The sequence below is a fragment of the Streptomyces sp. NPDC014861 genome (assembly GCF_043081625.1).
Classification (GTDB): domain Bacteria; phylum Actinomycetota; class Actinomycetes; order Streptomycetales; family Streptomycetaceae; genus Streptomyces.
The window spans coordinates 62,846-88,026 of the sequence record NZ_JBIBWV010000018.1; the positions used below are offsets into that span (position 1 = coordinate 62,846).

A 25,181-nucleotide genomic window follows, 5' to 3' on the forward strand; every position below is an offset into this window, starting at 1 on the left:
CCGTGACCTGGCCCCGTGAAACGCAGCCTCCGGAACGGAACCCGCGACGCGGACCCGTGACCCGGCCCCGTGAAATGGCCCTGTGAAACGGCCCCGCGAAATGGCCCCGTGACGCGGACCGGCCCGCGGTCCCCCCGTGGACCGCGGGCCGGGGATCAAGGTGACGCGGGCAACTGCTCGGCCAGGGACCCGAACCGCTGCTCGGCCGGAGGCGCGAGTCGCTCCCGCTACTCGGCCAGGGGAAGGTAGACGCGGTTGCCGGCGGCGGCGAACTCGGCGGACTTCTCCGCCATGCCGGCCTCGATCTCCTCCTGGGTGCCACCGTGCTCACGGCGGATGTCCTGCGAGATCTTCATCGAACAGAACTTCGGGCCGCACATCGAGCAGAAGTGCGCCGTCTTCGCGGGCTCCGCCGGAAGCGTCTCGTCGTGGAACTCCCGGGCGGTGTCCGGGTCGAGGGCCAGGTTGAACTGGTCCTCCCAGCGGAACTCGAACCGTGCGTCGGAGAGTGCGTCGTCCCACTCCTGGGCACCGGGGTGCCCCTTGGCGAGGTCGGCCGCGTGGGCCGCGATCTTGTACGTGATGACACCGGTCTTCACGTCGTCGCGGTTCGGCAGGCCCAGGTGCTCCTTCGGCGTGACGTAGCAGAGCATCGCCGTGCCCCACCAGGCGATCATCGCGGCGCCGATGCCGGAGGTGATGTGGTCGTACGCGGGCGCGACGTCCGTGGTCAGCGGGCCGAGCGTGTAGAACGGCGCCTCCTCGCAGATCTCCTGCTGGAGGTCGATGTTCTCCTTGATCTTGTGCATCGGGACGTGGCCCGGGCCCTCGATCATCGTCTGCACGTTGTGGCGCTTGGCGATCGTGTTGAGCTCGCCGAGCGTCTTCAGCTCCGCGAACTGCGCCGCGTCGTTGGCGTCCGCGATCGAGCCGGGGCGCAGGCCGTCACCGAGCGAGTAGGTGACGTCGTACGCCGCCAGGATCTCGCAGAGCTCCTCGAAGTTCGTGTAGAGGAAGTTCTCCTTGTGGTGCGCGAGGCACCAGGCGGCCATGATCGAGCCGCCGCGCGAGACGATGCCGGTCTTGCGGCGCGCGGTGAGCGGCACGTACGGCAGGAGCACGCCGGCGTGCACGGTCATGTAGTCCACGCCCTGCTCGGCCTGCTCGATGACCGTGTCCTTGTAGATCTCCCAGGTCAGGTCCTCGGCCCTGCCGTCGACCTTCTCCAGGGCCTGGTAGAGCGGCACGGTGCCGATCGGCACGGGGGAGTTGCGCAGCACCCACTCGCGGGTGGTGTGGATGTTGCGGCCGGTGGACAGGTCCATGACCGTGTCGGCGCCCCAGCGGGTCGCCCAGGTCATCTTCTCCACCTCCTCCTCGATGGAGGAGGTGACCGCGGAGTTGCCGATGTTGGCGTTGACCTTCACCAGGAACCGCTTGCCGATGATCATCGGCTCGATCTCCGGGTGGTTGACGTTGGCCGGCAGCACCGCGCGGCCCGCCGCGATCTCCTCGCGGACGACCTCGGGGGAGACGTTCTCCCGGATCGCCACGTACTCCATCTCCGGGGTGATCTCGCCCCGGCGGGCGTACGCGAGCTGGGTCACGGCCTGCCCGGCGCGGCCCCGGCGGGGCAGCCGCGGACGGCCGGGGAAGACCGCGTCGAGGTTCTTGAGCCCACCGCCGCGCGGCGAGGTGTGCTTGATGCCGTCGTCCTCGGGGCGGACCGGGCGGCCCGCGTACTCCTCGGTGTCGCCGCGCGCGATGATCCAGTTCTCGCGGAGCGGGAGGAGGCCCCGGCGCACGTCGGTGTCGACGCCGGGGTCGGTGTACGGACCGGACGTGTCGTACAGCGTCACGTCCTTGCCGTTGGTGAGGTGGACCTGGCGGACCGGTACCCGGATGTCGGGGCGGGAGCCCTCGACGTACCCCTTGTGCCAGCCCGGCGTGCGCTCGCCGTCGGCGTCGTTCTGGTCGGAGGCAGGCGTGCGTGCATCCTGAATGGTCATGAGACCGAATCTCCCTACGCCGGCATTACCCGGTAACAGGTTCGGCGGTCGGCGCAGCCTCCTCCCGTACGTGTCCGCGTACGGTGATCAGCGCCCTCTCAGCCCGGTGCTCCGAGCTCCCGCGTGTGCAAAGGTGCCACCACGCTAGCGCCCTCCCGGGCGTGCTGAACAGTGGGCCCCCTCCGTTCTTGCGATGATCGGTCGGTGACTTCCTCGCAGCAGACCCCCGATCCGCACGGCCACGACCACGGAAACGGGCACGGGAACGGGCCCGGCCCAGGCGGTGGTCCCAGCGGTCAGGGCGGTGGTGCGGGCCCAGGTGCCGGCGGCGGTCCAGGCGGGCCCGGCCACGGAGGCCATGGCGGGCATGGCGGCCATGGCGGGCACGGGCACAGCCACAGTCACGGGCCCGCGGCGCCCGTCTCCCGTCATCTGCGCAGGGTCATCGCCGCCGTTCTCATCCCCTTCGCCACCGCCGTGGTCGTCGGTCTCGCGGTGCTCTGGCCCGGCGGCACGCCGGCGCACGAGCGGACCGGCGTCGGCTTCGACCGGCAGACCGAACAGGGGAAGGTCGTCGCGGTCGAGCGGGTGGACTGCAAGGACGTGAACGCGGCGCAGGTGCCGCCCACCGGCGACACGACCACCCCGCAGGGCCGCGAGGCGGTCAACGGGCAGCAGGGGCAGTGCGAGAAGGCGACGATCGAGATCACCAGCGGTCCCGACAAGGGGCGCCGGTTCACCGAGATCGTGCAGCCGGACGCCCCGCGCCAACTCGACGAGGGACAGGGCGTGGTGGTCGCCTACGCCCCCGACGCCCCGCGGGACCTGCAGTACTCGGTGACGGACGTGAACCGCAAGGTGCCGATGGCGGTCCTCGCCGGCATCTTCGCGCTCGCGGTCGTGCTCGTCGGCCGGATGCGGGGCGTGATGGCCCTGATCGCGCTCGCGGTGAGCTTCCTGGTGCTCACGCTCTTCATCCTCCCCGCGATCCTGGAGGGGTCGAACCCGCTGGTCGTGGCGGTGGTCGGATCGAGCGCGATCATGCTGATCGCGCTCTACATGTGCCACGGCCTGTCGGCCCGCACCTCGGTCGCCGTCCTCGGCACCCTGATCTCGCTGCTGTTGATCGGACTGCTCGGGTCCTTCTTCATCGGCTGGGCCTCGCTCAGCGGCAACACCGACGACTACACCGGGCTCATCCACGGTCTCTACCCGGAGATCGACATGTCCGGCCTCCTGCTGGCCGGTGTGATCATCGGTTCGCTCGGTGTCCTGGACGACGTGACCGTCACCCAGACCTCGGCGGTCTGGGAACTTCACCAGGCCGACCCGCGGATGGGTCCGCGCGCGCTCTACCGGGCCGGCATCCGGATCGGCCGCGACCACATCGCCTCGGTGGTCAACACGCTGGTCCTGGCCTACGCCGGTGCCGCGCTCCCGCTGCTCCTGCTCTTCACCATCGCGCAGAGCAGCATGGGGACGGTGGCCAACAGCGAGCTGGTGGCGGAGGAGATCGTCCGGACCCTGGTCGGGTCGATCGGTCTGGTCGCCTCGGTGCCGGTCACGACGGCGCTCGCGGCTCTGGTGGTGTCGGCCGACCGTCCGGCGGAGGAGGCAGGAGCCCGGACTCCGGGCCGCGGCGGACGGCGACGCCGCGCCAAGTGACGCGCGCACGACGCCCGTACGGGACCCTTCCGCCTCGACGGCAGCCCTACGGATCGGGGCACACCCGGCCCCACGGATCGGGAGGCGCACCCGGCCTCACGTATCGAGGCGCGCACCCGGCCCCACGGATCGGGGCACGCACCCGGCCCCACGGATCGGGGTACGCCGGTGTTCAGACACCCGGATCGGACACCGCTGTCGGAGGTACGGATCGCGCCTCCGCTGCCGGGGATACGGATAGCGGCCCCGCTGTTTGGGGTATGGATCGGGACGCCGGTGCCGGCAGCGTGCAACGGAACGCCGGTGTCGGGGGTATGGATCGCGGCGCCGGTGTCGGCAGCGCGGAGCGGGACGCCGCTGCGAGCCGTACGGAACGGGACTCTGCTGTGAGCGGTACGGAGCGAGGCGCCGGTGTCGGCCGTACGGAACGGGCGCCGGCGTCAGGCGTACGGAGGGCGTCGGTCAGGCCGGGCCCGCGCTCTCCTCGGCGAGGATCCGGCCGAGCGCGGCCTCCAGGCTGTCCTCGAAGTCGCCGAGCGTCTGCTCCTGGCCGAGCGGGACGAGCTTGTCCGTGCGGTCGAGGAAGGCGACGAGCGGCGGGGCGCTGGCCCGGAACAGCGCGCGGTCGCCGCCCACCTGGAGCCGGATGGAGACGTCCGACAGCCCCTCGGGCTCGGTCGGGGCGATGTGGACGTCGCCGTCACCGCTCGGGCGGTTGATCCCGTCGAGCAGCAGCTCCCGGCCGAACGCCCACGTGACGGGCGCGTCCCCGGGAAGGTGGAAGGTCATCCGCACCGCGTAGGGATCCCGGGTCTCGTATCGCAGTTCGACCGGGATCTTGAAGGAGAGCTCCTCCGAGACGAGGAAGCTCATCAGGACCTCGGCCTGAACCGACTCTCGCATCATGTACCCCGCAGTAGATGGAGCAGTTGTGTAAACACAGCTGCTGAAAGCTGTGACCGAAACGGCCAGGAATGATCCCCCGTGGCCCTCTTGACGCAATCGTGCTGTACGCGCTAGCAGATCACAAGGAGTGATTTTTCAGATACTGATAGAGAAGGCGAGCGAACTGAAGAGACTTCCGATCTCCGTGCGTAGTCGCTCGACTGCTGGGAGCAACCGTTCTTCCTGGTGAAGAGGGAGGGAAATGGCCAGAGTGGCGGCCATGGAGCCCACTGTGACGGGGATTGCGGCGCAGACCGTGCCCAGCGCATATTCCTGACGCTCCACCAGGGGCTCCATTCGCCCCAAACTACCCAAACGCTCCAAAAGCATCCGGCGATTACTCACCGTGTACGGAGTGATCGCTTCGACCGGATGGCGATCGAGGTGGTCTTGACGAGTTTTCAGATCGAGTTGACTGAGCAGACACTGCCCGATGGCATGCGCGTGACCGGTCTCCCGGAAGTCGGCCCATTCCTCGACCGCGGGGGAGTTGGCAGTGTCCGCGACGGAGACGAGTTCGATCTCGCCCTCGTGGTACAGGGCGAAGTAGACCGGCACACCGATCTCGTCCCGCCAGCGGGCGAGGGAGTCCTCGATCTTGGTGCGACGATTCTGCACAGCCCCGCCGCCGGCCAGACGGGCGGCTGCCTCGCCCAGATAGAACGCACCCTTGTCGCGGAGCAGATAGCCCTCGTGCGTCAGGGTGCGGAGAAGGTGGTACGTCGTGGGCAGCGGGAGACCCGTCTCCCGGGCGAGCTGCTTGGCGGGGGCACCGTCCGCGTGGGAGGCCACGGCCTCCAGAAGTCTCAGCGCCCGTTGCACCGAGCCGATCAGGGTCGGCGCAGCTGTCTGCGTAGCCATGGCCAAAGGTCACCCCCAGGCGTGACAACGGATGCGTCGCACCCGCTCGCGGGGGCCGCCCCCGCGCACCCGCCGGGCCTGGGACACCGATGGGGTCCGATGGACCGGACCCCTCAGGGACGAGTGGGAAACCGCAGATCTGCCGGAGATCTACGCCCGTAGTCCCCGACTCGGCGGAGTTCTGCCACTCTAGTGGCTCGTCCTCGCCCCCACTGGTTTCCACCAGTGCGTTCCCCCTGCCGGGCTAACGCCCGGCAGGCGCCGAATACCGATGAGTAGCTTGTGCTACCAGTCGCGGTCCGACTTCGACGAGGACCCGAACTTCCGCACGGCGTAGATGAGTCCGGCGACGAGCGCGACGAACAGCAGCACCTTGAAGAGCAGACCGATCACGAAGGTGAGGACGCTGGTGATGAATCCGCCGAAGACAAGCAGGACCAGGGCGGGTATCGCGATCCACTTCACCCACCACGGCAGTCCCGCGAGAATCTCCTGTACGGCCATGGTTCTCTCCCTCGCTCTCGATTCCCCCGACCGGAACCCTCCGTCCCGGACACCTCAAGGCTAGGCGGACACCCCGCGCCGCAGGGGCTTCCCGGGCCCCGGCTCTCCCCTGATCCGCCCCCTAGGGGGACCAGGGGCCCCACCCCGGAGAACACCGGGGAACGCCAGGCGCCACCGGGGACCGCCGGGAGCCGCACAAAGCGGAGGTCGTACGAGCGAAGGCCGCACAAGCGCGGGCCGCCGCCCCTCACGCCTCCGGCGGCGAGAACACCACCAGCACGCGCAGATCCTCGCTGATGTGGTGGAAGCGGTGCGGAACCCCGGCCGGCACATAGACCACGCTGCCCCGAGCCACCTGCGTCGTCTCGTCCCCGACCGTGATCGCCGCCCGCCCGGACACCACGAAGTACACCTCGTCCTGACCGTGCGGCGACTGCGGGTCCAGTTCGCCCGCGTCGAGCGCGTACAGCCCCACCGACATGTTCCGCTCACGCAGGAACTGGAGGTACGCCCCCTGGTTGGCGACGCGCTCCGCCTCCAGTTCGTCCAGCCGGAATGCCTTCACTGCCGTTCGCCCCTGCCCTTGGCCCGATCGTGTCTGCCACGATCAGACACATGAAGAATTTCGTAGTCAAGACGCTCGCCAACGCGGGCGCCCTGGCAGTCGCCATCTGGCTTCTCCAGGACATCACCCTGACCGGTGAGAGCACGGGCAAGAAGATCGTCACCCTTCTGCTCGTCGCCCTCGTCTTCGGCCTCGTCAACTTCCTGGTCAAGCCGATCGTGAAGCTGCTGACGCTGCCCCTCTTCATTTTGACCCTCGGCCTGATCACCCTGGTGGTCAACGCCCTGATGCTGCTCCTCACCTCGTGGCTGGCCGACCAGTTCGACCTCAGCTTCCATGTGGAGGGCTTCTGGACGGCCATCATCGGCGGCCTGATCATCTCCGTCGTCTCGTGGGCGCTCAACGTGCTGCTCCCCGACGGGGACTGAGTGGCCGCCATGACCTACCGCGTCTGCTTCGTCTGCACCGGCAACATCTGCCGCTCCCCGATGGCCGAGCACGTCTTCCGCGCGCGCGTGGAGGAGGCCGGCCTCGGCGATGCGGTCGAGGTGGACAGCGCGGGCACCGGCGGCTGGCACGAGGGCGACGGGGCGGATCCCCGTACCGTCGCGGTCCTGGAGGAGTACGGCTACACCTCCGCCCACATCGCGCGGCAGTTCCGCGCCTCCTGGTTCCCGGCCCTCGATCTGGTGATCGCGCTCGACGAGGGCCATCTCCGGGAGCTGCGCCGCCTGGCCCGTACCCCCGAGGAGGCGGCCAAGGTCCGGCTGCTCCGCTCGTACGACCCCGCCGCCGGGGACACGCTCGACGTCCCCGACCCCTACTACGGCGGGCGGCAGGGCTTCGAGGAATGCCTGGAGATGACCGAGGCCGCGAGCGAGGGACTCCTGGCCGCCGTCCGGGCCGGACTCGGCAAGACTTGACCGAGCGTCTCCGACCTAGGGCTCGGGCCGGGCCGGCCCTGACCCGCCGGAGGGGTCTCCGACCAGGGGGCGGGCCCGTCCGGCCCTGACCCGCCGGAGGGGCCTCAGACCGGGTGGGCCCGTCCGACCCAGAACCCCCGGACGGGCTCAGGGGGCAACCCCCAGGAGACTTCGGGGAGCACCGAGGGGGAGACTTCGGGGGACGAGATCGAGGAAAGGACCCGGTGAACCCGTGAGCCCCCAGGAACAGCACAACCACGGCGTGGGTCCCGGTGACGGGACCCTGGCGGTACGGGCCGGACTGCCCGAGCCCGTCAAGCACGAGCCGACCCTCCCGGGACCGGTCTTCGCCGCTCACTTCCACCTCCCCGGCGAGCCCACCGGCCCGTACACCTACGGCCGCGACGAGAACCCGACCTGGACCCATCTGGAACAGGCCATCAGCACCCTGGAGTCGCCCGGCGAGTCCGGGATCGAGACCGTGGTCTTCGCCTCCGGCATGGCCGCCATCTCCGCGGTGCTGCTCTCGCAGCTCTCCGCCGGCGACGCCGTGGTCCTGCCGGCCGACGGCTACCAGGCCCTGCCGCTCCTCCACGAGCAGCTGCGCGCGTACGGGATCGAGGTGCGCACCGCCCCGACCGGCGGCGACGCCCAGCTCGACGTGCTCGACGGCGCCAAACTGCTGTGGATCGAGACCCCGTCCAATCCGGGGCTCGACGTCTGCGACATCCGCCGGCTGGTGGCCGCGGCGCACGCCGGGGGCGCGCTCGTCGCCGTCGACAACACCCTCGCCACCCCGCTCGGCCAGCGACCGCTCGAACTCGGCGCCGACTTCTCCGTGGCCAGCGACACCAAGGGCATGACGGGCCACGGCGACATCCTGCTCGGCCACGTCAGCTGCCGCGACCCGCTGCGGGCCGCGGAGGTGCGGCGCTGGCGGAAGGTCGTCGGCGCCATCCCCGGACCCATGGAGGCCTGGCTCGCGCACCGCTCCCTGGCCACCCTCCAGCTGCGGATCGACCGCCAGTGCGCCACCGCCCTGGAGCTCGCCCGGGTGCTGGCCGAGCACCCCGACGTGACCGGGCTGCGCCACCCCGGGCTCCCGGACGACCCCTCGCACGCGGTCGCCGCCCGGCAGATGCGCCGCTTCGGCTCGGTGATCTCCTTCGAGCTCGCCGACCGCGCCCGGGCCGAACGCTTCCTGGACGAACTGCGCCTGGTCGACGACGCCACCAGCTTCGGCGGGGTGCGCTCCTCGGCGGAGCGGCGCGGACGCTGGGGCGGGGACGCCGTCGCCGAGGGCTTCATCCGCTTCTCGGTCGGCGCCGAGGACCCGGAGGACCTGATCGCGGACGTACTGCGGGCGCTCGACGCGGCGCGCAAGGTCGGCTGACGAGCGGACGGGGCTCGGACCGGGGCGCTCCGAACCTCCCCCCTCGTGGCTCGGAACGCCCTGGTCCTCGTGCGGAACCCGCTCGGACAAGGCTAGTTGACTGTGCGTCAGTGTCCAATCACGGTAGCGACAGCGACCGATCGACATATTTATAGTTGGACGATCCTGCGATGGCGGCCGGTCGGCCGGGGAGGGGCGCACATGGATCTGGCCCTGCTGCGCACGTTCGTCGCGGTGCACCGGGCCGGTTCCTTCACCCGCGCCGCCGCGCTCCTCGGCCTCTCCCAGCCCGCCGTCACCAGCCAGATCCGTACCCTGGAACGACAGCTCGGCCGGCCCCTCTTCCTGCGGCAGGCCCGCGGCGTGACCCCGACCAGCATCGGCGACGAACTGGCCCACCGCGCCGCCCCGCACCTGGACGCGCTCGTCGAGATCGCCGAGACCGGGCTCGACGTCGAGCGCGGGGTCCGTACCCTCCATGTCGCCGGGCCCCCGGAGTTCACGTCCCTGCGCGCGCTGCCCGCGCTCGCGCCGCTCGTCGCCCAGGGTCTCGCCCTGCGCGCCTCCTTCGTCGTCAACGCGGAGGAGCTGCTCGACGGTCTCGCCGCGGGCCACCACGACCTCGCCCTCGCCACCGCCCGGCCGCGCGGCGGACTGCTCACCGCCACCCCGCTCTGCGACGAGGAGCTCGTCCTGGTCGCCGCCCCGCGCTGGGCCGCCCGGCTCTCCCCCGAGGTTCTGCTCTCCACGGGGGCGGTCGTCCTGGAGCGGCTCCCGGTGGTCGAGGTGCACGAGTCGCTGCCGCTCGCCACGCGCTACTGGTCCACCGTCTTCGAGACCGCGCCGGCCGCGGCGGCCACCGTCATCGCCCCCGACCTGCGGGCCGTCCGGGAGGCCGCGGCCGCCGGAGCCGGACTGGCCGTACTGCCCCGCTACCTCTGCGAGGAGGCGCTGGAGCGGGGACGGCTGGTGGCGCTGCTCGATCCGCCGTTACCACCGCTGCGGACCTACTTCCTGGTGGCCCGGACCGGCACCCTCGCACTGACCCACATCGCGCGGGCGCACGAGGAATTGGTGCGGGCCGCGGGGGAGTGGTGAGTTTCAGCCCCGCGGGAACGGGCCATTTTCTTCCCATGACCGAAAGGCCCGTGGTCAAGCGCACCGCACGCGCCATCCTGCTCGACGGAGACGACCTCATCCTCATCAAGCGCACCAAACCGGGGGTGGATCCGTACTGGGTCACGCCCGGTGGCGGCGTCGAGCCCTCCGACTCCACCGTCGTCGAGGCCCTGCACCGCGAGGTGCACGAGGAACTCGGCGCCAAGATCGTCGATGTGGTCCCCTGTTTCGTCGACACCGTCGAGCACATCGTCGACGGCGGGGTCTCCGGCGTGAAGGTCCAGCACTTCTTCGTCTGCCGGCTGGAGTCGATGGACCTCAGCCTGCGGCACGGCCCCGAGATCGACGAACCCCTCGGCGAGTACGAGATCGTCCGGGTGCCGTTCAGCCGCGTCGGTATCGCCGCCGTCCATCTGGTACCGCTCTCACTGCGCCACTACCTCGACGGGAACATCGAGGGCGTGCGTGCCATGCACGCCCCCGACCTCGGCTGACCCGGCCCCCACCGCGGCGAGCTCCGCCAGGAAGTCGTGGCGGATCCGCTCGGAGGGGACCCCCGAGCCGCGCAGCACGTCGATGCCCTGCCGGACCATGCCGAGCGGGCCCGAGAGGTACGCGTCCCGCTCGGTCCAGGGCCCCGTCTCCCGGACCGCCTCCGGCAGCGGGCACTGCGCCTCGGTGACGGGATGGACGGCGAGCCAGGGGAAGGTCTTCGCGAGCCGCAGCAGGGTGTCCATGTCGTAGAGGTCGTGGCCCCTGCGAGCCCCGTAGAACACGTCGACCGGCCGGCGGTCGCCGTGCTCGGCGACGTCCTCGACCAGCGCCTTGATCGGCGCGATGCCGGTGCCGCCGCCGAGGCAGAGCAGTCCGGTGTCGGTGGCGTGGTCGACCGTCATCGAGCCGGCCGGCGGCCCCAGCCGGAGCACGTCCCCGGGCCGGGCCCGGTGAACCAGCGCCTGGGAGACCCAGCCGGCCGGGACGGACTTGACGTGCAGGGTGAGCAGCCCGTCCGGGCGGGGCGCGGAGGCGAAGGAGTAGTGCCGCCAGATACGCGGCCACCAGGGAGTTTCCAGCGTCGTGTACTGCCCGGCGAGGAAGGGGTAGGGCGCGTCCGGCCGCAGGGTGATGACGGCGATGTCGGGGGTCCGCAGATCGTGCGAGACCACCTCGGCCTGCCACCAGGCGGGGGCCTGCACCTCGTCCTCGGAGGCGGCGTCGATCATGATCTGCGAGATCGCCGTGTACGCCCGGACCCAGGCCGCCTCGGTCTCCGCGTCCCAGCTCCGCTCCGCGTACCGGACGAGCGCGCCGATCAGGGCTTCGCCGACCGCCGGATAGTGGGCCGCCTCGACCCCGTACTTGCGGTGCCCCCGGCCGAGATGGCCCAGGTACTCACCGAGGAAGGCACTGTCGTCCATCCGGTCGGCGACCGTGAGGAGAGCCTTGAGCAGCCGGTCCCGCTGGGTGTCCATCGCGGCCGGGAAGAGGTCACGCAGGGCGGGGTTCCGGACGAAGAGCAGTGCGTAGAAGTACGACGTCACCTTGTCGGCGACCGGGGCGATCTCTTCCAGGGTGCGGCGGACGAGCACCGCATCGGGTGAGGGTTCCGCTATTCGGGCCCCCGTCCCGTCGGTCGTGCTGGTCGGACCATCCATCATGTGCCTCGCCTCATGCAGCCGGCTTCCGTGCTCGCAGCATGGCGGCAGCCGGAAGGGCGGCGGGCGGAAAGCGGCGTTCTCGGGCCAAAGGACCGGGTTGCGGACTAGGCTCCACTCTTTCGGCGCCCGTCGCCGCCGCGCACGGTTTCACGTGAAACATTCCAGGCCACGGGGCGTTTCACGTGAAACATCACGCGAAAACCTCTGGACGGAAGATCACCCCGTCGGAGAGCCTGGCCGTCATGCCGCTCTCCCCCACAGACCTCGCACAGCTTCCCGTCCGGCGTCTCGACCCCGCCGACCTCCTGGCCTGCGCCGACCTCTCCGAGAACCGCGGCTGGCCCCGCGAGGAACACAAATGGGGTCTGCTGCTCGCCGCGGGCACCGGGTACGGCATCGACGACCCCGACGGCGACGGGCTGCTCGCCTGCTGCGTGGTCACCTCCTACGGCCCCGAGCTCGCGGCCATCGGCATGGTGCTCGTCGCCGAGCGCTACGCCCGCCGGGGCGTCGGACGCCGGCTGATGCGGTACGTCCTGGCGGAGTCCGGCGACACCCCTCTCACGCTCCACGCCACCGCGAACGGGCAGCCGCTCTACGAAGGGCTCGGCTTCACCGAGGTCGGGCGCGCCGAGATGCTGAAGGGCCGCTTCTCGGCCGCCGGGGCCGCCCCGCGCGTCCCGGTCCGCCCGGCCACCGCCGAGGACCTCCAGGAGGTCCTCCGCCTGGACGCTGAGGTCTTCGGCCTCGACCGCACCCCGCTCATCACCCGGCTCCCGGCCTTCGCCGACCATCTGCGGGTCGCCGTCGAGGACGGCGCGATCATCGGCTTCGCCGCGGCCTGGCCCAACATGGACACCCATGTCATCGGCCCTCTGATCGCCCGCGACACCGCCACCGCCCAGGCTCTGGTGGCCTCACTGGCCGCCGCCTCGGACCGCCCGCTGCGCACCGACGTCGATCTCCGGCACACCGAGCTTCTGGGCTGGCTCAAGGAGAACGGACTGGCCCCGATCATCACCAACGCCGTGATGATCCGCTCGGCCCCCGGCCTCCCCGGCGACGCCGGCCGGCGCTTCGCTCCGCTCACCGTCGCCGCAGGCTGACCACATACTTGCAGACGCCCACTATTGCGGCCCATCGACTACCCTGGATCGCGAGCAACCCCACCGGCGAGGAGAGGGACGAGGAGAGAACATGACCGCGACGGACCCCGCCCTCACCGGGCTCGCGCAGCGCTGGTGCGCCCTCTCCCTGCTGCACGGTCGCATCGAGTCCCACATCGAGCGCGCCCTTGAGTCGGGTCACGGCCTGAGCGCCCGCGAGTACTCGCTCCTCGACGTTCTCAGCCGCCAGCACGACGGCCCCGGCGGACACCTTCAGATGAAGCAGGTCGCCGACGCCGTCGTGCTCAGCCAGAGCGCCACCACCCGGCTGGTCACGCGCCTGGAGGACCGGGGCCTGCTCACCCGCTACCTCTGCGCGACCGACCGGCGCGGCATCTACACCGACGTCACCGAGGCGGGCCGGCAGCTCCTCACCGAGGCCCGACCCACCAACGACCGGGCCCTGCGCGAGGCCCTGGACGAGGCCGCGAAGAACCCGGACCTGGCCCCCCTGGTCCGAGTCCTCGAAGGCGAACCCGTCACCGTCTGACCCACTCGGTCCCGCTCCGACTCACCGACGCCCCTGACGCCGCCCCGTCCGCGGACCGTACGCTGCGGGCATGAGCGATCTTGAGATCCGTCCCGCGACCGCGGAGGACGTCCCCGCGATCGTCGCGATGCTCGCCGACGACCCGCTCGGCGCCCAGCGGGAGTCCCCGGACGACCCCGCGCCGTACCTCGCCGCCTTCGCACGGCTCGCTGACGACTCGAACCAGCACCTCGTCGTCGCCGCGCGTGCCGGAAGGGTCGTGGGCACACTCCAGCTGACGGTCGTCCCCGGGCTCTCCCGGCGCGGCGCCACCCGCTCGATCATCGAAGGAGTGCGCATCCACTCCGAGGAACGCGGCAGCGGTCTGGGGACCGTGCTCATCGAGTGGGCCGTCGAGGAGTCCCGGCGCCTGGAGTGCGTGCTGGTCCAGCTGACCTCCGACGCCACCCGTACCGACGCCCACCGCTTCTACGAACGACTCGGCTTCGAGGCGAGCCACGTGGGGTTCAAGCGAGCCCTCTGAGCTCCCCTGCCGAGGCGCCTGTCGCCACGAACGCCCATGTTTCACGTGAAACATGGGCGTTCGTCATGCCGGGTCGGTCACGGCACGGTCAGAGCCCGCGCCAGCCCTTCTCGTCGACCCCGCCCGGAACCGCGTCCCCGGGCTCGTACGGCTCCCGCGTGAAGACGAAGGAGCCGAGGTCGAGATGGCTGACGCCGCCGTCGGGACGGCGTACCGCCCTCAGCGTCTCCCCCGCGTAGTACCCGTCAAGACCGATCCAGCCGCCGTCGGGCAACGCCCGGAACCTGGCGCTGCGGCCGGCACCCCTCAGGGGCTCCAGAACCACGCCGCGCTCCGCACCGAGCCGCAGGCAGAAGGAGTACGTCCCCCAGTACCAGGGGCCGGTCAGCGCCAGAAGCTCCTGGTCGACCTCGGACGCGGGCAGCGGGCGCCACGGCTCGGGGAGCCGTGGTTCGGCTTCCGCCACGATCCGTACGAGCTCCGCGGCGACGACGCCGGGCTGGGGGCCGCTCGTCGCGTTGGCGAGGGCCACGCCGACCAGGCCCTCCGAGACGTCCACCCAGAGGCCGGCGACGAAGCCGGGCAGCGAGCCGCCGTGCCCGATCAGCGTGCCGCTCTCCCCGTGCGCGAGCTGGAGCCCGAGGCCGTACCCCATCTGTGCGTCTCCGGCGGCCGGCGGCGCGGCGGGAACCCTCATCTCGGCGACGGTGGCGGCGCTCAGCACGCGCTCGTCGCCCTCCGCGAGGAAGAGCCCGAACCGGCACAGGTCCGCCGCCGTCGACCACAACTGCCCGGCCGGGGCCATCACCCCCAGGTCCTCGGACGGCTCCGGCAGCATCACATCGGCCCAGGGGTGCACCGCCCAGCCCCCGGCGTGCGGCGCGACCGGATCCCCCGTCGTCCGGTCCATGCCCAGCGGCTCCAGGATCTCGGCGCGCAGCGCCTCCTCCCAGGGCACCCCGCGCACCGCCTCGACCAGCGAACCGAGCAGGGTGTAGCCGGGGTTGGAGTAGTGGAAGCTCCGGCCGGTGGGATGGAGCGAGGGCGCCTCCCCCAGCACGTCGGAGAGCTCGGGCCGCGTGGTCCCCGGCGTCCGCTCCCACCAGGGCGAGGGAGTCTCCGCGGCGAGCCCCGCCGTGTGGCCGAGGAGCTGGGCGACGGTCACCTCGCCCACCCCCGTACCCGGCAGGTGCTTCTCCAGCGGGTCGTCGAGGTCGATCAGCCCCTCGTCACGCAGCCGCAGGACGAGGACGGCGGTGAACACCTTGGTGATCGAGCCGATCCGGTACTGCGTGTCGGCGTCCGGGGCGTGCCCGTCGACACAGGTGCGGGCGCCGCTCCAGACCATCGCTCCCCCGCGGGCGACGGCGCCCACGAAGGAAGGCGCGCGACACTCGCTCTGGGCGCGGGCCACACGGTGCAGGAGCGAACGCTCGGTGGTGGGCAGCAGGGCTTCGAAGGCTGAGGTCATGCGACCGATCATGCCCCGCCGTCCCGCCCCGGCACGATCAGGTTTGTGCCATGTCCACGAAGCGCGAGTAGTGGCCCTGGAAGGCGACGGTGATGGTGGCCGTCGGACCGTTACGGTGCTTGCCGACGATGATGTCGGCCTCGCCGGCGCGCGGGGACTCCTTCTCGTACGCGTCCTCGCGGTGGAGCAGGATGACCATGTCGGCGTCCTGCTCGATGGATCCGGACTCACGCAGGTCGGAGACCATCGGCTTCTTGTCGGTGCGCTGCTCGGGGCCACGGTTCAGCTGGGAGAGCGCGATCACCGGGAGCTCCAGCTCCTTGGCGAGGAGCTTGAGGTTTCGCGACATGTCGGAGACCTCCTGCTGGCGGCTCTCCTGCCGCTTGGAGCCACCGGACTGCATCAGCTGGAGGTAGTCGATGATGACGAGCTTGAGGCCGTTGCGCTGCTTGAGCCGCCGGCACTTGGCGCGGATCTCCATCATCGACAGGTTCGGGGAGTCGTCGATGTAGAGCGGGGCCTGGGAGACGTCCGGCATACGGCGGGCGAGCCGGGTCCAGTCCTCGTCGGTCATGGTGCCGGAGCGCATGTGGTGCAGGGCGACCCGGGCCTCGGCCGACAGCAGGCGCATCGCGATCTCGTTGCGGCCCATTTCCAGGGAGAAGATGACGCTGGGCAGGTTGTGCTTGATCGACGCGGCGCGGGCGAAGTCGAGGGCGAGGGTCGACTTACCCATGGCGGGACGGGCCGCGATGATGATCATCTGACCGGGGTGGAGTCCGTTGGTGAGCGAGTCGAGGTCGCTGAAGCCGGTGGGCACACCGGTCATCTCGCCGCTGCGGGAGCCGATCGCCTCGATCTCGTCGAGCGCGCCCTCCATGATGTCGCCGAGCGGCAGGTAGTCCTCGGTGGTCCGCTGCTCGGTGACCTTGTAGATCTCCGCCTGGGCGGAGTTCACGATCTCGTCGACGTCGCCGTCGGCCGCGTATCCCATCTGCGTGATCTTCGTGCCGGCCTCGACGAGCCTGCGCAGCACGGCCCGCTCGTGCACGATCTCGGCGTAGTACGAGGCGTTCGCCGCCGTCGGGACCGACTGGACGAGGGTGTGCAGGTAGGAGGCGCCACCGACGCGGTTGATCTCGCCGCGCTTGGTGAGCTCGGCGCCGACCGTGATGGGGTCGGCGGGCTCGCCCTTGGCGTACAGGTCGAGGATCGCGCCGAAGACGGTCTCGTGCGCGGGCTTGTAGAAGTCGTGGCCCTTGATGATCTCCACGACGTCGGCGATGGCGTCCTTGGAGAGCAGCATGCCGCCGAGCACGGACTGCTCGGCGTCGAGGTCCTGCGGGGGGACACGCTCGAAACCGGAGAGTCCGCCGTCCCAGGGTCCGTCGCTGCCGCGCTCGTGCTGCTCGTCACGGCCCCGGCCGCGCCCGCGACCCTCGCCGCGCCCCTCGCCGCGGTTCTCGCCTCGGCCTTCGCCGCGCCCCTCGCCCCGGGTGCGGACGGGCAGCCGGTCGCTCGGTCCGCCGTCGGCCCAGGGGTCGTCCATGGGCTCGGGAACGCTCACCCGCCACCTCTTCCCGTCCGCTCCGCGGACCTCGCCGTGCCACTCCTTCTTACGCCACGGGCTTGATCAAAGAGTGGCTTTGCGTCCGCTTCTGGCGCGTCGGGCGCCGGTCCACGGTAGGCCCGCGAGGGGCATCAGCCAATCTGGTTATCCACAGGCTCTGTGGGTGAAGGCCGAGATGCTGTGGATAAGCCAGCGGATCCTGTGCACGGACCGGGGGACAGCCATGTGGACAAACTCATAGCCCCCACACCGCTACCGCGCTGACCTGGGGTTTTTCCATCCACGGGTTGTGGGGGAGAAAAACTTTTCCCCCTGGGCCACGATCAGAACAAACAGCCCACACCCGAAGCCTCGATCCCCTTAAAAGTAAGGATCGCTATTGCATTGCATCACTTACCTGTGGACGATTACATTGACCCCATGACCCAGGCCCCCACGAGCACCAAGGCAGCACTGCGCCGACACGACCGGGAGATCCTCTCGCTCGCCCTTCCGGCCTTCGGCGCCCTCGTCGCCGAACCGCTCTTCCTGATGGTGGACAGCGCCGTCGTGGGGCACCTCGGCACCCCCCAGCTCGCGGGCCTCGCCATCGCGGGCGCCCTGCTCTCCACCGCCGTCAGCGTCTTCGTCTTCCTCGCCTACGCCACCACGGCCGCCGTCGCCCGGCGCGTCGGGGCGGGCGACCTGCCCGCCGCCCTCCGGCAGGGCATCGACGGCATCTGGCTGGCCCTCCTCCTCGGCCTCGCCGTCGTCGCGGTCACCCTGCCCACGGCTCCGTGGCTGGTGCAGGTCTTCGGCGCCTCCGACACCGCCGCCCCGTACGCCACCACGTACCTCCGGATCTCGATCCTGGGCATCCCCGCGATGCTGATCGTCCTGGCGGCCACCGGCGTCCTGCGCGGCCTGCAGGACACCCGGACCCCCCTCTACGTGGCCGTCGGCGGCTTCGCGGTCAACGGCGCCCTCAACATCGGACTGGTCTACGGCGCCGGGCTCGGCATCGCGGGCTCGGCCTGGGGCACGGTCATCGCCCAGTGCGGCATGGCCGTCGCGTACCTCGTCGTGGTCGTCCGCGGCGCACGGCGCCACGGCGTCTCGCTCCGACCCGACGCCCCCGGCATCCGCGCCTCGGCCCAGGCAGGCGTCCCCCTCCTGGTCCGTACGCTCTCGCTGCGCGCCGTCCTGATGATCGCCACCGCCGTCGCCGCCCGCCTGGGCGACACCGAGGTAGCGGCCCACCAGATCATCCTGTCCCTGTGGAGCCTGATGGCGTTCGCCCTGGACGCCATCGCCATCGCCGGCCAGGCGATCATCGGGCGCTACCTCGGTGCCGGTGATGCCGACGGCGCCCGCCAGGTGTGCCGCCGCATGGTCCAGTGGGGCGTGGTCTCCGGAGTCGTCCTCGGCCTGCTGCTCGTCCTGGCCCGCCCGCTCTTCATCCCGCTCTTCACCGGCGACCCCGCCGTGCAGTCCACGCTGCTCCCGGCCCTGCTCGTCGTGGCGCTCTCGCAGCCGATCTCCGGAGTCGTCTTCGTCCTCGACGGAGTCCTCATGGGCGCGGGTGACGGCCCCTACCTCGCCAGGGCGATGCTGCTCACGCTTGCGGTCTTCGCCCCGGTCGCTCTGCTGGTGCCGGTGTTCGGCGGCGGGCTGACCGCCCTCTGGTGGGCGATGACGCTGATGATGGGCGTCCGGATGGGCACGCTGTGGTTCCGGATGCGTTCCGGCCGCTGGATCGTCACAGGCGCCACCCGCTGACCGAGGCGCTGTTTCACGTGAAACAGCCGTAAGCAGATCAATCAGATCAACCAGCCTCAAGCGCGTGTTTCACGTGAAACGTGCGGAAGGGCCGCACTCCGTGAGGAGTGCGGCCCTTCCTTCTGCGTCGGAGCGCAGAACTGCTGAGCGCAGCGTTACGCGGCAACGACCTCGATGCCGAGCTTCGCGGCGACCTCGGGGTGCAGACGCACGAGCACCTGGTGCGAGCCCAGGGTCTTGATCGGCGAACCGAGCTCGACGCGACGCTTGTCGACCTCGGGGCCACCGGCGGACTTGATCGCCGAGGCGACGTCGGCCGGGGTCACGGAGCCGAAGAGACGGCCGGCGTCGCCGGAGCGAACGGCCAGGCGCACCTTCGTGCCCTCGAGCTTGGCCTTGACCTCGTTGGCCTGCTCGATGGTCGCGATCTCGTGGATCTTGCGGGCGCGGCGGATCTGCGCCACGTCCTTCTCGCCACCCTTGGTCCAGCGGATCGCGAAACCACGCGGGACCAGGTAGTTGCGAGCGTAGCCGTCCTTGACCTCGACGACGTCGCCGGCCGCACCGAGGCCGGAGACTTCCTGGGTGAGGATGATCTTCATTTTTCGGTCACCCTTCCCTTATCGCGCGGTGGACGTGTAGGGCAGCAGCGCCATCTCACGGCTGTTCTTGACGGCCGTGGCGACGTCACGCTGGTGCTGCGTGCAGTTGCCGGTCACGCGGCGGGCACGGATCTTGCCGCGGTCGGAAATGAACTTCCGCAGCATGTTCGTGTCCTTGTAGTCCACGTACGCGGTCTTGTCCTTGCAGAACGCGCAGACCTTCTTCTTAGGCTTGCGCACAGGCGGCTTCGCCATGGTGTTTCTCCTGTGTGATCAAGAAGTGTGGGGTACGAGCTGCCCCCGGGGGCCGCTTCCGGACGGACCGGAAGGGGGTCCCTAGAAGGGGGGCTCGTCCGAGTAGCCGCCGCCGGAGTTGCCACCCCAGCCGCCACCGCCGCCACCGGCCTGCTGGCCGCCGCCGGAGGGGGAGGAGGAGCCGCCGCTGGCCCACGGGTCGTCGGCGGGAGCACCGCCGCCGCCCTGCTGGCCGCCGCCGGAGTTGCCACCCCAGCCGCCGCCGGCCTGCTGGCCACCGCCGCCGCCGAAGCCGCCGCCGCCACCCTGGCCACCGCGGCCGGTGGTCTTGGTGACCTTGGCCGTGGCGTTACGCAGGCTGGGACCGACTTCCTCGACGTCCAGCTCGAAGACCGTGCGCTTGACGCCCTGGTTGTCCTCGTAGGACCGCTGCTTCAGCCGGCCCTGCACGACGACGCGCATGCCGCGCTGAAGGGACTCAGCGACGTTCTCCGCCGCCTGACGCCAGACCGAGCAGGTCAGGAACAGGCTTTCGCCGTCCTTCCACTCGTTGGTCTGACGGTCGAAGGTACGGGGAGTGGACGCGACGCGGAACTTCGCGACCGCCGCACCGGACGGGGTGAAGCGCAGCTCGGGGTCGTCGACGAGATTGCCGACGACCGTGATGACGGTCTCGCCTGCCATGGGTGAACCTCTCGGCGGGATTGCTTCTGGCTGCTTGCTGCTACTCGGACCCGATTACCTCTGAGCGGAAGCTCAGTGGGTCTCGGGACGGAGGACCTTGGTCCGGAGGACCGACTCGTTCAGGTTCATCTGGCGGTCGAGCTCCTTGACGACCGCAGGCTCGGCCTGCAGGTCGATGACCGAGTAGATGCCCTCGGGCTTCTTCTTGATCTCGTAGGCGAGACGACGACGGCCCCAGGTGTCGACCTTCTCGACCTTTCCGTTGCCCTCACGGACGACGGAGAGGAAGTTCTCGATCAGCGGGGAGACAGCGCGCTCCTCGAGATCGGGGTCGAGGATGACCATCACCTCGTAGTGACGCATGTGGAACCCACCTCCTTTGGACTCAGCGGCCACGGTCGTTCCGTGGCAGGAGGGTCGTGATGCGTGATGCGACGGCGTCCCAGCTGGAGTACCAGGGCAGACACCGGCGCAGACCGTACAGAGTACCTGCACATCGCCTTGCGGTTGAAATCCGGTGGGGAGGGGACGCAATCTGTACACATCGGACGTCGGCGGCGCTAGGATGCGCCGCCCTCCGCACGGCACGCCAGGAGGTGCCCCATGGCACAGGCAATGCGACCCGACCCCGGCCACTCCCTCTTCGCCACGGACGGCAAGCCGCACCCGCTCGTGGACACGCTGCTCGCCGTCACGCTGGCGCTGGGCATCCTGTCCTTCGTCACGGCGCAGTTCCACAACCTGCACCTGCTCAGCTCGTGGTCGGGCCTGATCGGCATCCTGACCGGGGCCTACGGGCAGTTCATCTCCGTCACCACCCGCGAACGCTTCTTCCTGATCATCGGCCTCGGCGCCTCAGCCGTGGGCTTCTTCCTCGGCATGGCCCACGGAGGGCTGTTCGGAGGCGTGATCAGCTGACCGATCGGACGACGCCGAGCACGTCAGGGCCCACGCGGCCCTTCGGGGCGCTCCCCGGTCACAGTAGGCTTCGGCGCGAGAGCCGGAGCCCCTGACCGATGGGGACACACCTGCCGAGGAGCGCCCCGCATGAGCCTGACCCTGAGGACCATCAGCCGAGAGCAGCATCTGGCGTACATCCAGACCCTGCCCGGCGCGAGCCACTGCCAGGTCCCGGCGTGGGCGGACGTGAAGACCGAGTGGCGCTCGGAGAACCTCGGCTGGTTCGACAGGAACGGCGAGCTCGTCGGCGTCGGCCTGGTCCTCTACCGCCAGCTCCCCAAGCTCAAGCGCTACCTGGCCTACCTCCCCGAGGGCCCGGTCATCAACTGGCACGCCCCCAACCTCGACGAGTGGCTCCAGCCGATGCTGGCCCACCTCAAGCAGCAGGGCGCCTTCTCCGTGAAGATGGGCCCGCCGGTCGTCATCCGCCGCTGGGACGCGGCCGCGATCAAGTCCGGCATCCAGGACCCGGACGTCAAGCGCCTCAAGGACGTCCAGGCCACCGAGGTCGTGCCGCAAGCCTTCGAGGTCGCCGACCGGCTGCGCAGGATGGGCTGGCAGCAGGCCGAGGACGGCGGCGCCGGCTTCGGCGACGTGCAGCCCCGCTACGTCTTCCAGGTCCCGCTGGCCAACCGCTCCCTGGACGACGTCCTCAAGGGCTTCAACCAGCTGTGGCGCCGCAACATCAAGAAGGCCGAGAAGGCCGGCGTCGAGGTCGTCCAGGGCGGTTACGAGGACCTCGCCGAGTGGCAGCGCCTGTACGAGATCACCGCGGTCCGCGACAAGTTCCGGCCGCGCCCTCTCTCGTACTTCCAGCGCATGTGGAACGTCCTCAACAGCGAGGACCCCAACCGGATGCGCCTCTACTTCGCCCGCCACAACGGCGTGAACCTGTCGGCGGCCACGATGCTCGTCGTCGGCGGGCACGTCTGGTACTCGTACGGCGCCTCCGACAACATCGGCCGCGAGGTCCGCCCGTCCAACGCCATGCAGTGGCGGATGCTCCGCGACGCGTACGCGATGGGCGCGACCGTCTACGACCTGCGCGGCATCTCCGACTCGCTCGACGAGACCGACCACCTGTTCGGCCTGATCCAGTTCAAGGTCGGCACCGGCGGCGAGGCCGTGGAGTACGTCGGCGAATGGGACTTCCCGCTGAACAAGCTCCTGCACAAGGCGCTGGACATCTACATGTCGCGCCGCTGACGCTCCCCCCGGGGCTTGCGTACCCTCATAGTTCCGCGGGTTTCGTACACATCTCCGACACCCCACCGCAGCCATCAGAAAGGTTCCGGGCCGGCCATGGCGCTCTCCCTCTACGTCGACACCGCTCGCTGGCGGGCGCACCAGAAGACCGTGATCGACCAGTTCCCCGGTTTGATCCCGGTCTGCAAGGGCAACGGCTACGGCTTCGGCCACGAGCGCCTCGCCGAGGAAGCGGCCCGGTTCGGCGCCGACATGCTCGCGGTGGGGACCACGTACGAAGCGGCCAAGATCAAGGACTGGTTCGGCGGCGACCTGCTGGTCCTCACGCCGTTCCGGCGGGGCGAGGAGCCGGTGCCGCTGCCCGACCGGGTGATCCGCTCCGTCTCCTCCGTGGACGGCGTGCACGCCCTGGTCGGCGCCCGCGTCGTCATCGAGGTGATGAGCTCGATGAAGCGGCACGGCGTCCGCGAGGAGGAGCTCGCGCTGCTCGCCTCCGCGATCGAAGACGTACGCCTGGAGGGCTTCGCCCTGCACCTGCCGCTCGACCGCCCGGACGGCACGGACGCCGTCGAGGAGGTCATCTCCTGGATGGACCGGCTGCGCGCCGCCCGGCTGCCGCTGCACACCATGTTCGTGAGCCACCTGCGGGCCGAGGAGCAGGCCAGGCTCCAGCAGCAGTTCCCGCAGACCCGCTTCCGCGCCCGGATCGGCACCCGGCTCTGGCTGGGCGACCACGAGGCCACCGAGTACCGCGGTTCGGTCCTGGACGTCACCCGCGTCGCCAAGGGCGACCGCTTCGGCTACCGCCAGCAGAAGGCCGCCTCGGACGGCTGGCTGGTCGTCGTCGCCGGCGGCACCTCGCACGGCGTGGGCCTGGAGGCCCCGAAGGCGATGCACGGCGTGATGCCGCGCGCCAAGGGCGTGGCCCGGGCCGGTCTGGCCACGGTCAACCGGAACCTGTCGCCGTTCGTCTGGGCGGGCAAGCAGCGCTGGTTCGCCGAGCCGCCGCACATGCAGGTGTCGATCCTCTTCGTGCCGGCCGACGCGCAGGAGCCTCAGGTCGGCGACGAGCTGACCGCGCACCTGCGCCACACCACAACGCAGTACGACCGGCTCGTCGAGCGCTGAGGCGCCGGGCCGGCCGTACGGTCACGCCGTACGGCCGCGCCCTGCGGTCACCCCCGGGAGCCCTCGGCCCCGGGGGTTCCCCATGTCACCAGCAGCTGCTGACCGCCCGTCTCGGGCACCGGGGCCGCGTGCCGGGCCGGGTGCGCCGCCCTGCCCACGACGAGGGCGTCCGGGGTGCCGTCCAGGACGCCGCCCGAGGGGTCGTCCGAGCCGTCGCGCCGGACCGGGTCCTTCTCGGGCGCGAGGACGTCCCGGACGACCATGACGCAGAGGTACAGCGTGCCCAGCAGGTGCAGCACGACCGCGAAGTGGTAGCCGTCGAGCGGCAGTCCCTGCTTGCTGCCGCTGCCGGTGAACGCCAGGTACATCCAGATCCCGAGGAAGTACAGCACCTCGCACGACTGCCAGATCAGGAAGTCGCGCCAGCGGGGCCGGGCGAGCGCGGCGAGCGGCACCAGCCACAGCACGTACTGCGGCGAGTAGACCTTGTTGGTGAGGACGAACGCGGCGACCATCAGGAACGCCAGCTGCGCCAGCCGGGGCCGGCGCGGCGCGGCGAAGGCCAGCCACGCGAGACCGCCGGCGGCGAGCACCAGGAGCAGCAGCGCGTACAGGTTGGCCCGCTCGGGCGGGATGGACGTGCCGCTGCGCTGGCTGACGAGCAGCCAGATGGAACCGAAGTCCACGTTCCGGTCGCGGCTGAAGAGGTAGAACTGCTTCCACCCGTCGGACGCGGCGAGCATCACCGGCAGATTCACCACGAGCCAGGAGCCCACCGCGCCGAGCAGCGCGGTGCCGAAGGCCCGCAGCCTCCCGGCACGCACGCAGAGCAGCAGCAGGGGCCACAGGAGCAGCAGCGGGTAGAACTTGGCGGCGACGGCCAGGCCGAGCAGGATGCCGGCGGCGAGCGGCCGGGAGCGGGACCACATGAGGATCGAGGCGGCGGTGAGGGCCACGGCCAGCAGGTCCCAGTTGATCGTGGCGGTGAGGGCCACGGAGGGCGCCAGGGCGACCAGCAGGCCGTCCCAGGGGCGGTGGCGATGCGTCCGGGCCACACAGACGGCGAGGACGGCCGCGCAGACCATCAGCAGGCCGGCGTTGACGAGCCAGTACGCCTGTTCCTGGCCCTGGAGCTCGCCGCCGGGCGTCAGCCAGGCCGCGACCTGCATGAAGAGACCCGTCAGGACGGGGTACTCCAGGAACGGTATGTCGCCGGGGAGCCGGTCGAAGTACGGCACCAGGCCCTCGGCGAAACCGCGCCCGGCGAACAGGTGCGGGATGTCCGAGTAGCAGGCGTGGGTGTACTGCGAGGTGGTGCCGCGGAACCAGGCCCAGTTGTAGCAGGGCAGCTTCTGCACCATGCCGAGGGCGAACATGCCGATGGCCACCAGGGCGATCACCCGTACCGGCGTGAACTGCCCGCCCGCGGGACCGCTGCCCGGCAGGGCGCGGCGTCCGTAGCGGCCGCCGATGACTGCGCTGCCCGCGGCGGCCACCTCGTCGCGCCGGGTGGGGGCGACGGTCGGGGGCTTCTCCCCGCGCGCTCCGTCCGGCGCCGCGGGCCCGTCCAGGGGACCGCTCGTCTTCTTCAGGCTCGGCATGGGTGACATCCTGCCGTACGCCCCTGGGAATCCGGCCCCGCGACCGGATCGGGAATCGCGTGCCCAGGGCGGGAGCCGGCACCGCGTCTCGTGTTTCACGTGAAACACGAGGTCCGCTGCCGTGT

26 protein-coding genes and 1 riboswitch are annotated in these 25,181 nt (G+C 70.6%); of the genes, 13 read left to right on the top strand and 13 right to left on the bottom strand.

Annotation, left to right across the window (positions count from 1 at the left end):
• Positions 1-227: 227 nt before the first annotated feature.
• Positions 228-2,009: a phosphomethylpyrimidine synthase ThiC gene (gene thiC / locus ACF1BN_RS27950; protein WP_392334364.1), complete on the bottom strand. Its 1,782-nt coding sequence runs from the start codon at positions 2,007-2,009 to the stop codon at positions 228-230.
• A riboswitch (TPP riboswitch) is annotated at positions 2,004-2,142 on the bottom strand. Its footprint overlaps the gene before it by 6 nt.
• 38 nt (positions 2,143-2,180) lie before the next feature.
• On the opposite strand from thiC, the gene ACF1BN_RS27955 reads away from it, so the two are divergent.
• On the top strand, positions 2,181-3,674 hold the full coding sequence (locus ACF1BN_RS27955; RefSeq protein ID WP_392334365.1) for a YibE/F family protein: 1,494 nt from the start codon (positions 2,181-2,183) through the stop codon (positions 3,672-3,674).
• A gap of 462 nt (positions 3,675-4,136) precedes the next feature.
• Here ACF1BN_RS27955 and ACF1BN_RS27960 read toward each other — a convergent pair whose 3' ends face one another.
• The 4 genes from ACF1BN_RS27960 to ACF1BN_RS27975 all read right to left on the bottom strand — a co-directional run bounded on the left by ACF1BN_RS27960 (position 4,137) and on the right by ACF1BN_RS27975 (position 6,549).
• The gene (locus tag ACF1BN_RS27960; protein ID WP_189981839.1) at positions 4,137-4,577 is read right to left on the bottom strand and encodes an SsgA family sporulation/cell division regulator; all 441 of its coding nucleotides are present in this window, start codon (positions 4,575-4,577) and stop codon (positions 4,137-4,139) included.
• Between the two features lie 138 nt (positions 4,578-4,715).
• A complete protein-coding gene (locus ACF1BN_RS27965; RefSeq protein WP_392334366.1) occupies positions 4,716-5,480 on the bottom strand; it encodes an IclR family transcriptional regulator in 765 nt (254 codons plus the stop codon).
• A gap of 285 nt (positions 5,481-5,765) precedes the next feature.
• Positions 5,766-5,984 (bottom strand): DUF5326 family protein, encoded by a 219-nt coding sequence (locus ACF1BN_RS27970; protein ID WP_376596818.1) that lies wholly within the window; start codon positions 5,982-5,984, stop codon positions 5,766-5,768.
• 247 nt (positions 5,985-6,231) lie between these two features.
• Entirely contained in the window at positions 6,232-6,549 is a 318-nt protein-coding gene (locus ACF1BN_RS27975) for a cupin domain-containing protein (protein WP_392334367.1), read from the bottom strand.
• A gap of 50 nt (positions 6,550-6,599) precedes the next feature.
• Between ACF1BN_RS27975 and ACF1BN_RS27980 the strand changes: the two genes are divergently transcribed.
• The 5 genes from ACF1BN_RS27980 to ACF1BN_RS28000 all read left to right on the top strand — a co-directional run bounded on the left by ACF1BN_RS27980 (position 6,600) and on the right by ACF1BN_RS28000 (position 10,478).
• A complete protein-coding gene (locus ACF1BN_RS27980; RefSeq protein WP_392334368.1) occupies positions 6,600-6,977 on the top strand; it encodes a phage holin family protein in 378 nt (125 codons plus the stop codon).
• A gap of 9 nt (positions 6,978-6,986) precedes the next feature.
• On the top strand, positions 6,987-7,472 hold the full coding sequence (locus ACF1BN_RS27985; RefSeq protein ID WP_392334369.1) for a low molecular weight protein-tyrosine-phosphatase: 486 nt from the start codon (positions 6,987-6,989) through the stop codon (positions 7,470-7,472).
• A 232-nt stretch (positions 7,473-7,704) separates the two neighbouring features.
• The gene (locus ACF1BN_RS27990; protein ID WP_392334370.1) at positions 7,705-8,865 is read left to right on the top strand and encodes a cystathionine gamma-lyase; all 1,161 of its coding nucleotides are present in this window, start codon (positions 7,705-7,707) and stop codon (positions 8,863-8,865) included.
• Between the two features lie 201 nt (positions 8,866-9,066).
• On the top strand, positions 9,067-9,963 hold the full coding sequence (locus tag ACF1BN_RS27995; protein ID WP_392334371.1) for a LysR family transcriptional regulator: 897 nt from the start codon (positions 9,067-9,069) through the stop codon (positions 9,961-9,963).
• A 35-nt stretch (positions 9,964-9,998) separates the two neighbouring features.
• Positions 9,999-10,478: an NUDIX domain-containing protein gene (locus ACF1BN_RS28000; RefSeq protein WP_392334372.1), complete on the top strand. Its 480-nt coding sequence runs from the start codon at positions 9,999-10,001 to the stop codon at positions 10,476-10,478.
• On the opposite strand, the gene ACF1BN_RS28005 is transcribed toward ACF1BN_RS28000, so the two are convergent.
• Positions 10,410-11,642, bottom strand: coding sequence for a globin domain-containing protein (locus ACF1BN_RS28005; protein ID WP_392334373.1), 1,233 nt, complete (start codon positions 11,640-11,642; stop codon positions 10,410-10,412). The two genes, ACF1BN_RS28000 and ACF1BN_RS28005, sit on opposite strands and share 69 nt — an antisense overlap.
• A 242-nt stretch (positions 11,643-11,884) precedes the next feature.
• Between ACF1BN_RS28005 and ACF1BN_RS28010 the strand changes: the two genes are divergently transcribed.
• The 3 genes from ACF1BN_RS28010 (at position 11,885) to ACF1BN_RS28020 (ending at position 13,821) form a co-directional block, all read left to right on the top strand.
• The gene (locus ACF1BN_RS28010) at positions 11,885-12,748 is read left to right on the top strand and encodes a GNAT family N-acetyltransferase (RefSeq protein WP_392334374.1); all 864 of its coding nucleotides are present in this window, start codon (positions 11,885-11,887) and stop codon (positions 12,746-12,748) included.
• A gap of 91 nt (positions 12,749-12,839) precedes the next feature.
• Positions 12,840-13,298, top strand: coding sequence for a MarR family winged helix-turn-helix transcriptional regulator (locus ACF1BN_RS28015; protein WP_392334375.1), 459 nt, complete (start codon positions 12,840-12,842; stop codon positions 13,296-13,298).
• A gap of 70 nt (positions 13,299-13,368) precedes the next feature.
• Positions 13,369-13,821 carry a GNAT family N-acetyltransferase gene (locus ACF1BN_RS28020; RefSeq protein ID WP_392334376.1) on the top strand — a complete coding sequence of 151 codons (453 nt, stop codon included), beginning with the start codon at positions 13,369-13,371 and terminating at the stop codon, positions 13,819-13,821.
• Between the two features lie 88 nt (positions 13,822-13,909).
• Here ACF1BN_RS28020 and ACF1BN_RS28025 read toward each other — a convergent pair whose 3' ends face one another.
• The gene (locus tag ACF1BN_RS28025) at positions 13,910-15,292 is read right to left on the bottom strand and encodes a serine hydrolase domain-containing protein (RefSeq protein WP_392334377.1); all 1,383 of its coding nucleotides are present in this window, start codon (positions 15,290-15,292) and stop codon (positions 13,910-13,912) included.
• A gap of 37 nt (positions 15,293-15,329) precedes the next feature.
• Positions 15,330-16,841, bottom strand: coding sequence for a replicative DNA helicase (gene dnaB, locus ACF1BN_RS28030; protein ID WP_392334423.1), 1,512 nt, complete (start codon positions 16,839-16,841; stop codon positions 15,330-15,332).
• Between the two features lie 441 nt (positions 16,842-17,282).
• On the opposite strand from dnaB, the gene ACF1BN_RS28035 reads away from it, so the two are divergent.
• The gene (locus ACF1BN_RS28035) at positions 17,283-18,620 is read left to right on the top strand and encodes an MATE family efflux transporter (RefSeq protein WP_392334378.1); all 1,338 of its coding nucleotides are present in this window, start codon (positions 17,283-17,285) and stop codon (positions 18,618-18,620) included.
• Between the two features lie 155 nt (positions 18,621-18,775).
• Here the strand turns inward: ACF1BN_RS28035 and rplI are convergent, their stop codons facing one another.
• From rplI to rpsF, 4 genes are all read right to left on the bottom strand, one after another.
• A complete protein-coding gene (rplI, locus tag ACF1BN_RS28040; protein WP_319011552.1) occupies positions 18,776-19,222 on the bottom strand; it encodes a 50S ribosomal protein L9 in 447 nt (148 codons plus the stop codon).
• A gap of 18 nt (positions 19,223-19,240) precedes the next feature.
• A complete protein-coding gene (rpsR, locus tag ACF1BN_RS28045) occupies positions 19,241-19,477 on the bottom strand; it encodes a 30S ribosomal protein S18 (protein WP_005315025.1) in 237 nt (78 codons plus the stop codon).
• Positions 19,478-19,558: 81 nt separating this feature from the next.
• Positions 19,559-20,161, bottom strand: a complete 603-nt coding sequence (locus ACF1BN_RS28050; protein WP_392334379.1) for a single-stranded DNA-binding protein — start codon at positions 20,159-20,161, stop codon at positions 19,559-19,561.
• A gap of 72 nt (positions 20,162-20,233) precedes the next feature.
• Positions 20,234-20,524 (bottom strand): 30S ribosomal protein S6, encoded by a 291-nt coding sequence (rpsF, locus tag ACF1BN_RS28055; protein WP_004950685.1) that lies wholly within the window; start codon positions 20,522-20,524, stop codon positions 20,234-20,236.
• A gap of 240 nt (positions 20,525-20,764) precedes the next feature.
• On the opposite strand from rpsF, the gene ACF1BN_RS28060 reads away from it, so the two are divergent.
• From ACF1BN_RS28060 to ACF1BN_RS28070, 3 genes are all read left to right on the top strand, one after another.
• Positions 20,765-21,079 (top strand): hypothetical protein, encoded by a 315-nt coding sequence (locus ACF1BN_RS28060; protein ID WP_376603577.1) that lies wholly within the window; start codon positions 20,765-20,767, stop codon positions 21,077-21,079.
• A gap of 129 nt (positions 21,080-21,208) precedes the next feature.
• Positions 21,209-22,327 carry a lipid II:glycine glycyltransferase FemX gene (locus ACF1BN_RS28065; RefSeq protein ID WP_392334380.1) on the top strand — a complete coding sequence of 373 codons (1,119 nt, stop codon included), beginning with the start codon at positions 21,209-21,211 and terminating at the stop codon, positions 22,325-22,327.
• A 96-nt stretch (positions 22,328-22,423) separates the two neighbouring features.
• A complete protein-coding gene (locus ACF1BN_RS28070; protein ID WP_376603581.1) occupies positions 22,424-23,455 on the top strand; it encodes an alanine racemase in 1,032 nt (343 codons plus the stop codon).
• 47 nt (positions 23,456-23,502) lie between these two features.
• Here the strand turns inward: ACF1BN_RS28070 and ACF1BN_RS28075 are convergent, their stop codons facing one another.
• Positions 23,503-25,056 (bottom strand): glycosyltransferase family 87 protein, encoded by a 1,554-nt coding sequence (locus ACF1BN_RS28075; protein WP_392334381.1) that lies wholly within the window; start codon positions 25,054-25,056, stop codon positions 23,503-23,505.
• Positions 25,057-25,181 lie beyond the last annotated feature (125 nt).

Bases quoted from the DNA above. Each gene is read 5' to 3' on its own strand.
- thiC (WP_392334364.1), bottom strand. From the start codon at position 2,009: ATGACCATTCAGGATGCACGCACGCCTGCCTCCGACCAGAACGACGCC.
- ACF1BN_RS27960 (WP_189981839.1), bottom strand. From the start codon at position 4,577: ATGCGAGAGTCGGTTCAGGCCGAGGTCCTGATGAGCTTCCTCGTCTCG.
- ACF1BN_RS27965 (WP_392334366.1), bottom strand. From the start codon at position 5,480: ATGGCTACGCAGACAGCTGCGCCGACCCTGATCGGCTCGGTGCAACGG.
- ACF1BN_RS27970 (WP_376596818.1), bottom strand. From the start codon at position 5,984: ATGGCCGTACAGGAGATTCTCGCGGGACTGCCGTGGTGGGTGAAGTGG.
- ACF1BN_RS27980 (WP_392334368.1), top strand. From the start codon at position 6,600: ATGAAGAATTTCGTAGTCAAGACGCTCGCCAACGCGGGCGCCCTGGCA.
- ACF1BN_RS27985 (WP_392334369.1), top strand. From the start codon at position 6,987: ATGACCTACCGCGTCTGCTTCGTCTGCACCGGCAACATCTGCCGCTCC.
- ACF1BN_RS27995 (WP_392334371.1), top strand. From the start codon at position 9,067: ATGGATCTGGCCCTGCTGCGCACGTTCGTCGCGGTGCACCGGGCCGGT.
- ACF1BN_RS28000 (WP_392334372.1), top strand. From the start codon at position 9,999: ATGACCGAAAGGCCCGTGGTCAAGCGCACCGCACGCGCCATCCTGCTC.
- ACF1BN_RS28005 (WP_392334373.1), bottom strand. From the start codon at position 11,642: ATGATGGATGGTCCGACCAGCACGACCGACGGGACGGGGGCCCGAATA.
- ACF1BN_RS28010 (WP_392334374.1), top strand. From the start codon at position 11,885: ATGCCGCTCTCCCCCACAGACCTCGCACAGCTTCCCGTCCGGCGTCTC.
- ACF1BN_RS28015 (WP_392334375.1), top strand. From the start codon at position 12,840: ATGACCGCGACGGACCCCGCCCTCACCGGGCTCGCGCAGCGCTGGTGC.
- ACF1BN_RS28020 (WP_392334376.1), top strand. From the start codon at position 13,369: ATGAGCGATCTTGAGATCCGTCCCGCGACCGCGGAGGACGTCCCCGCG.
- ACF1BN_RS28025 (WP_392334377.1), bottom strand. From the start codon at position 15,292: ATGACCTCAGCCTTCGAAGCCCTGCTGCCCACCACCGAGCGTTCGCTC.
- dnaB (WP_392334423.1), bottom strand. From the start codon at position 16,841: ATGGACGACCCCTGGGCCGACGGCGGACCGAGCGACCGGCTGCCCGTC.
- ACF1BN_RS28035 (WP_392334378.1), top strand. From the start codon at position 17,283: ATGACCCAGGCCCCCACGAGCACCAAGGCAGCACTGCGCCGACACGAC.
- rplI (WP_319011552.1), bottom strand. From the start codon at position 19,222: ATGAAGATCATCCTCACCCAGGAAGTCTCCGGCCTCGGTGCGGCCGGC.
- rpsR (WP_005315025.1), bottom strand. From the start codon at position 19,477: ATGGCGAAGCCGCCTGTGCGCAAGCCTAAGAAGAAGGTCTGCGCGTTC.
- ACF1BN_RS28050 (WP_392334379.1), bottom strand. From the start codon at position 20,161: ATGGCAGGCGAGACCGTCATCACGGTCGTCGGCAATCTCGTCGACGAC.
- rpsF (WP_004950685.1), bottom strand. From the start codon at position 20,524: ATGCGTCACTACGAGGTGATGGTCATCCTCGACCCCGATCTCGAGGAG.
- ACF1BN_RS28060 (WP_376603577.1), top strand. From the start codon at position 20,765: ATGGCACAGGCAATGCGACCCGACCCCGGCCACTCCCTCTTCGCCACG.
- ACF1BN_RS28065 (WP_392334380.1), top strand. From the start codon at position 21,209: ATGAGCCTGACCCTGAGGACCATCAGCCGAGAGCAGCATCTGGCGTAC.
- ACF1BN_RS28070 (WP_376603581.1), top strand. From the start codon at position 22,424: ATGGCGCTCTCCCTCTACGTCGACACCGCTCGCTGGCGGGCGCACCAG.
- ACF1BN_RS28075 (WP_392334381.1), bottom strand. From the start codon at position 25,056: ATGCCGAGCCTGAAGAAGACGAGCGGTCCCCTGGACGGGCCCGCGGCG.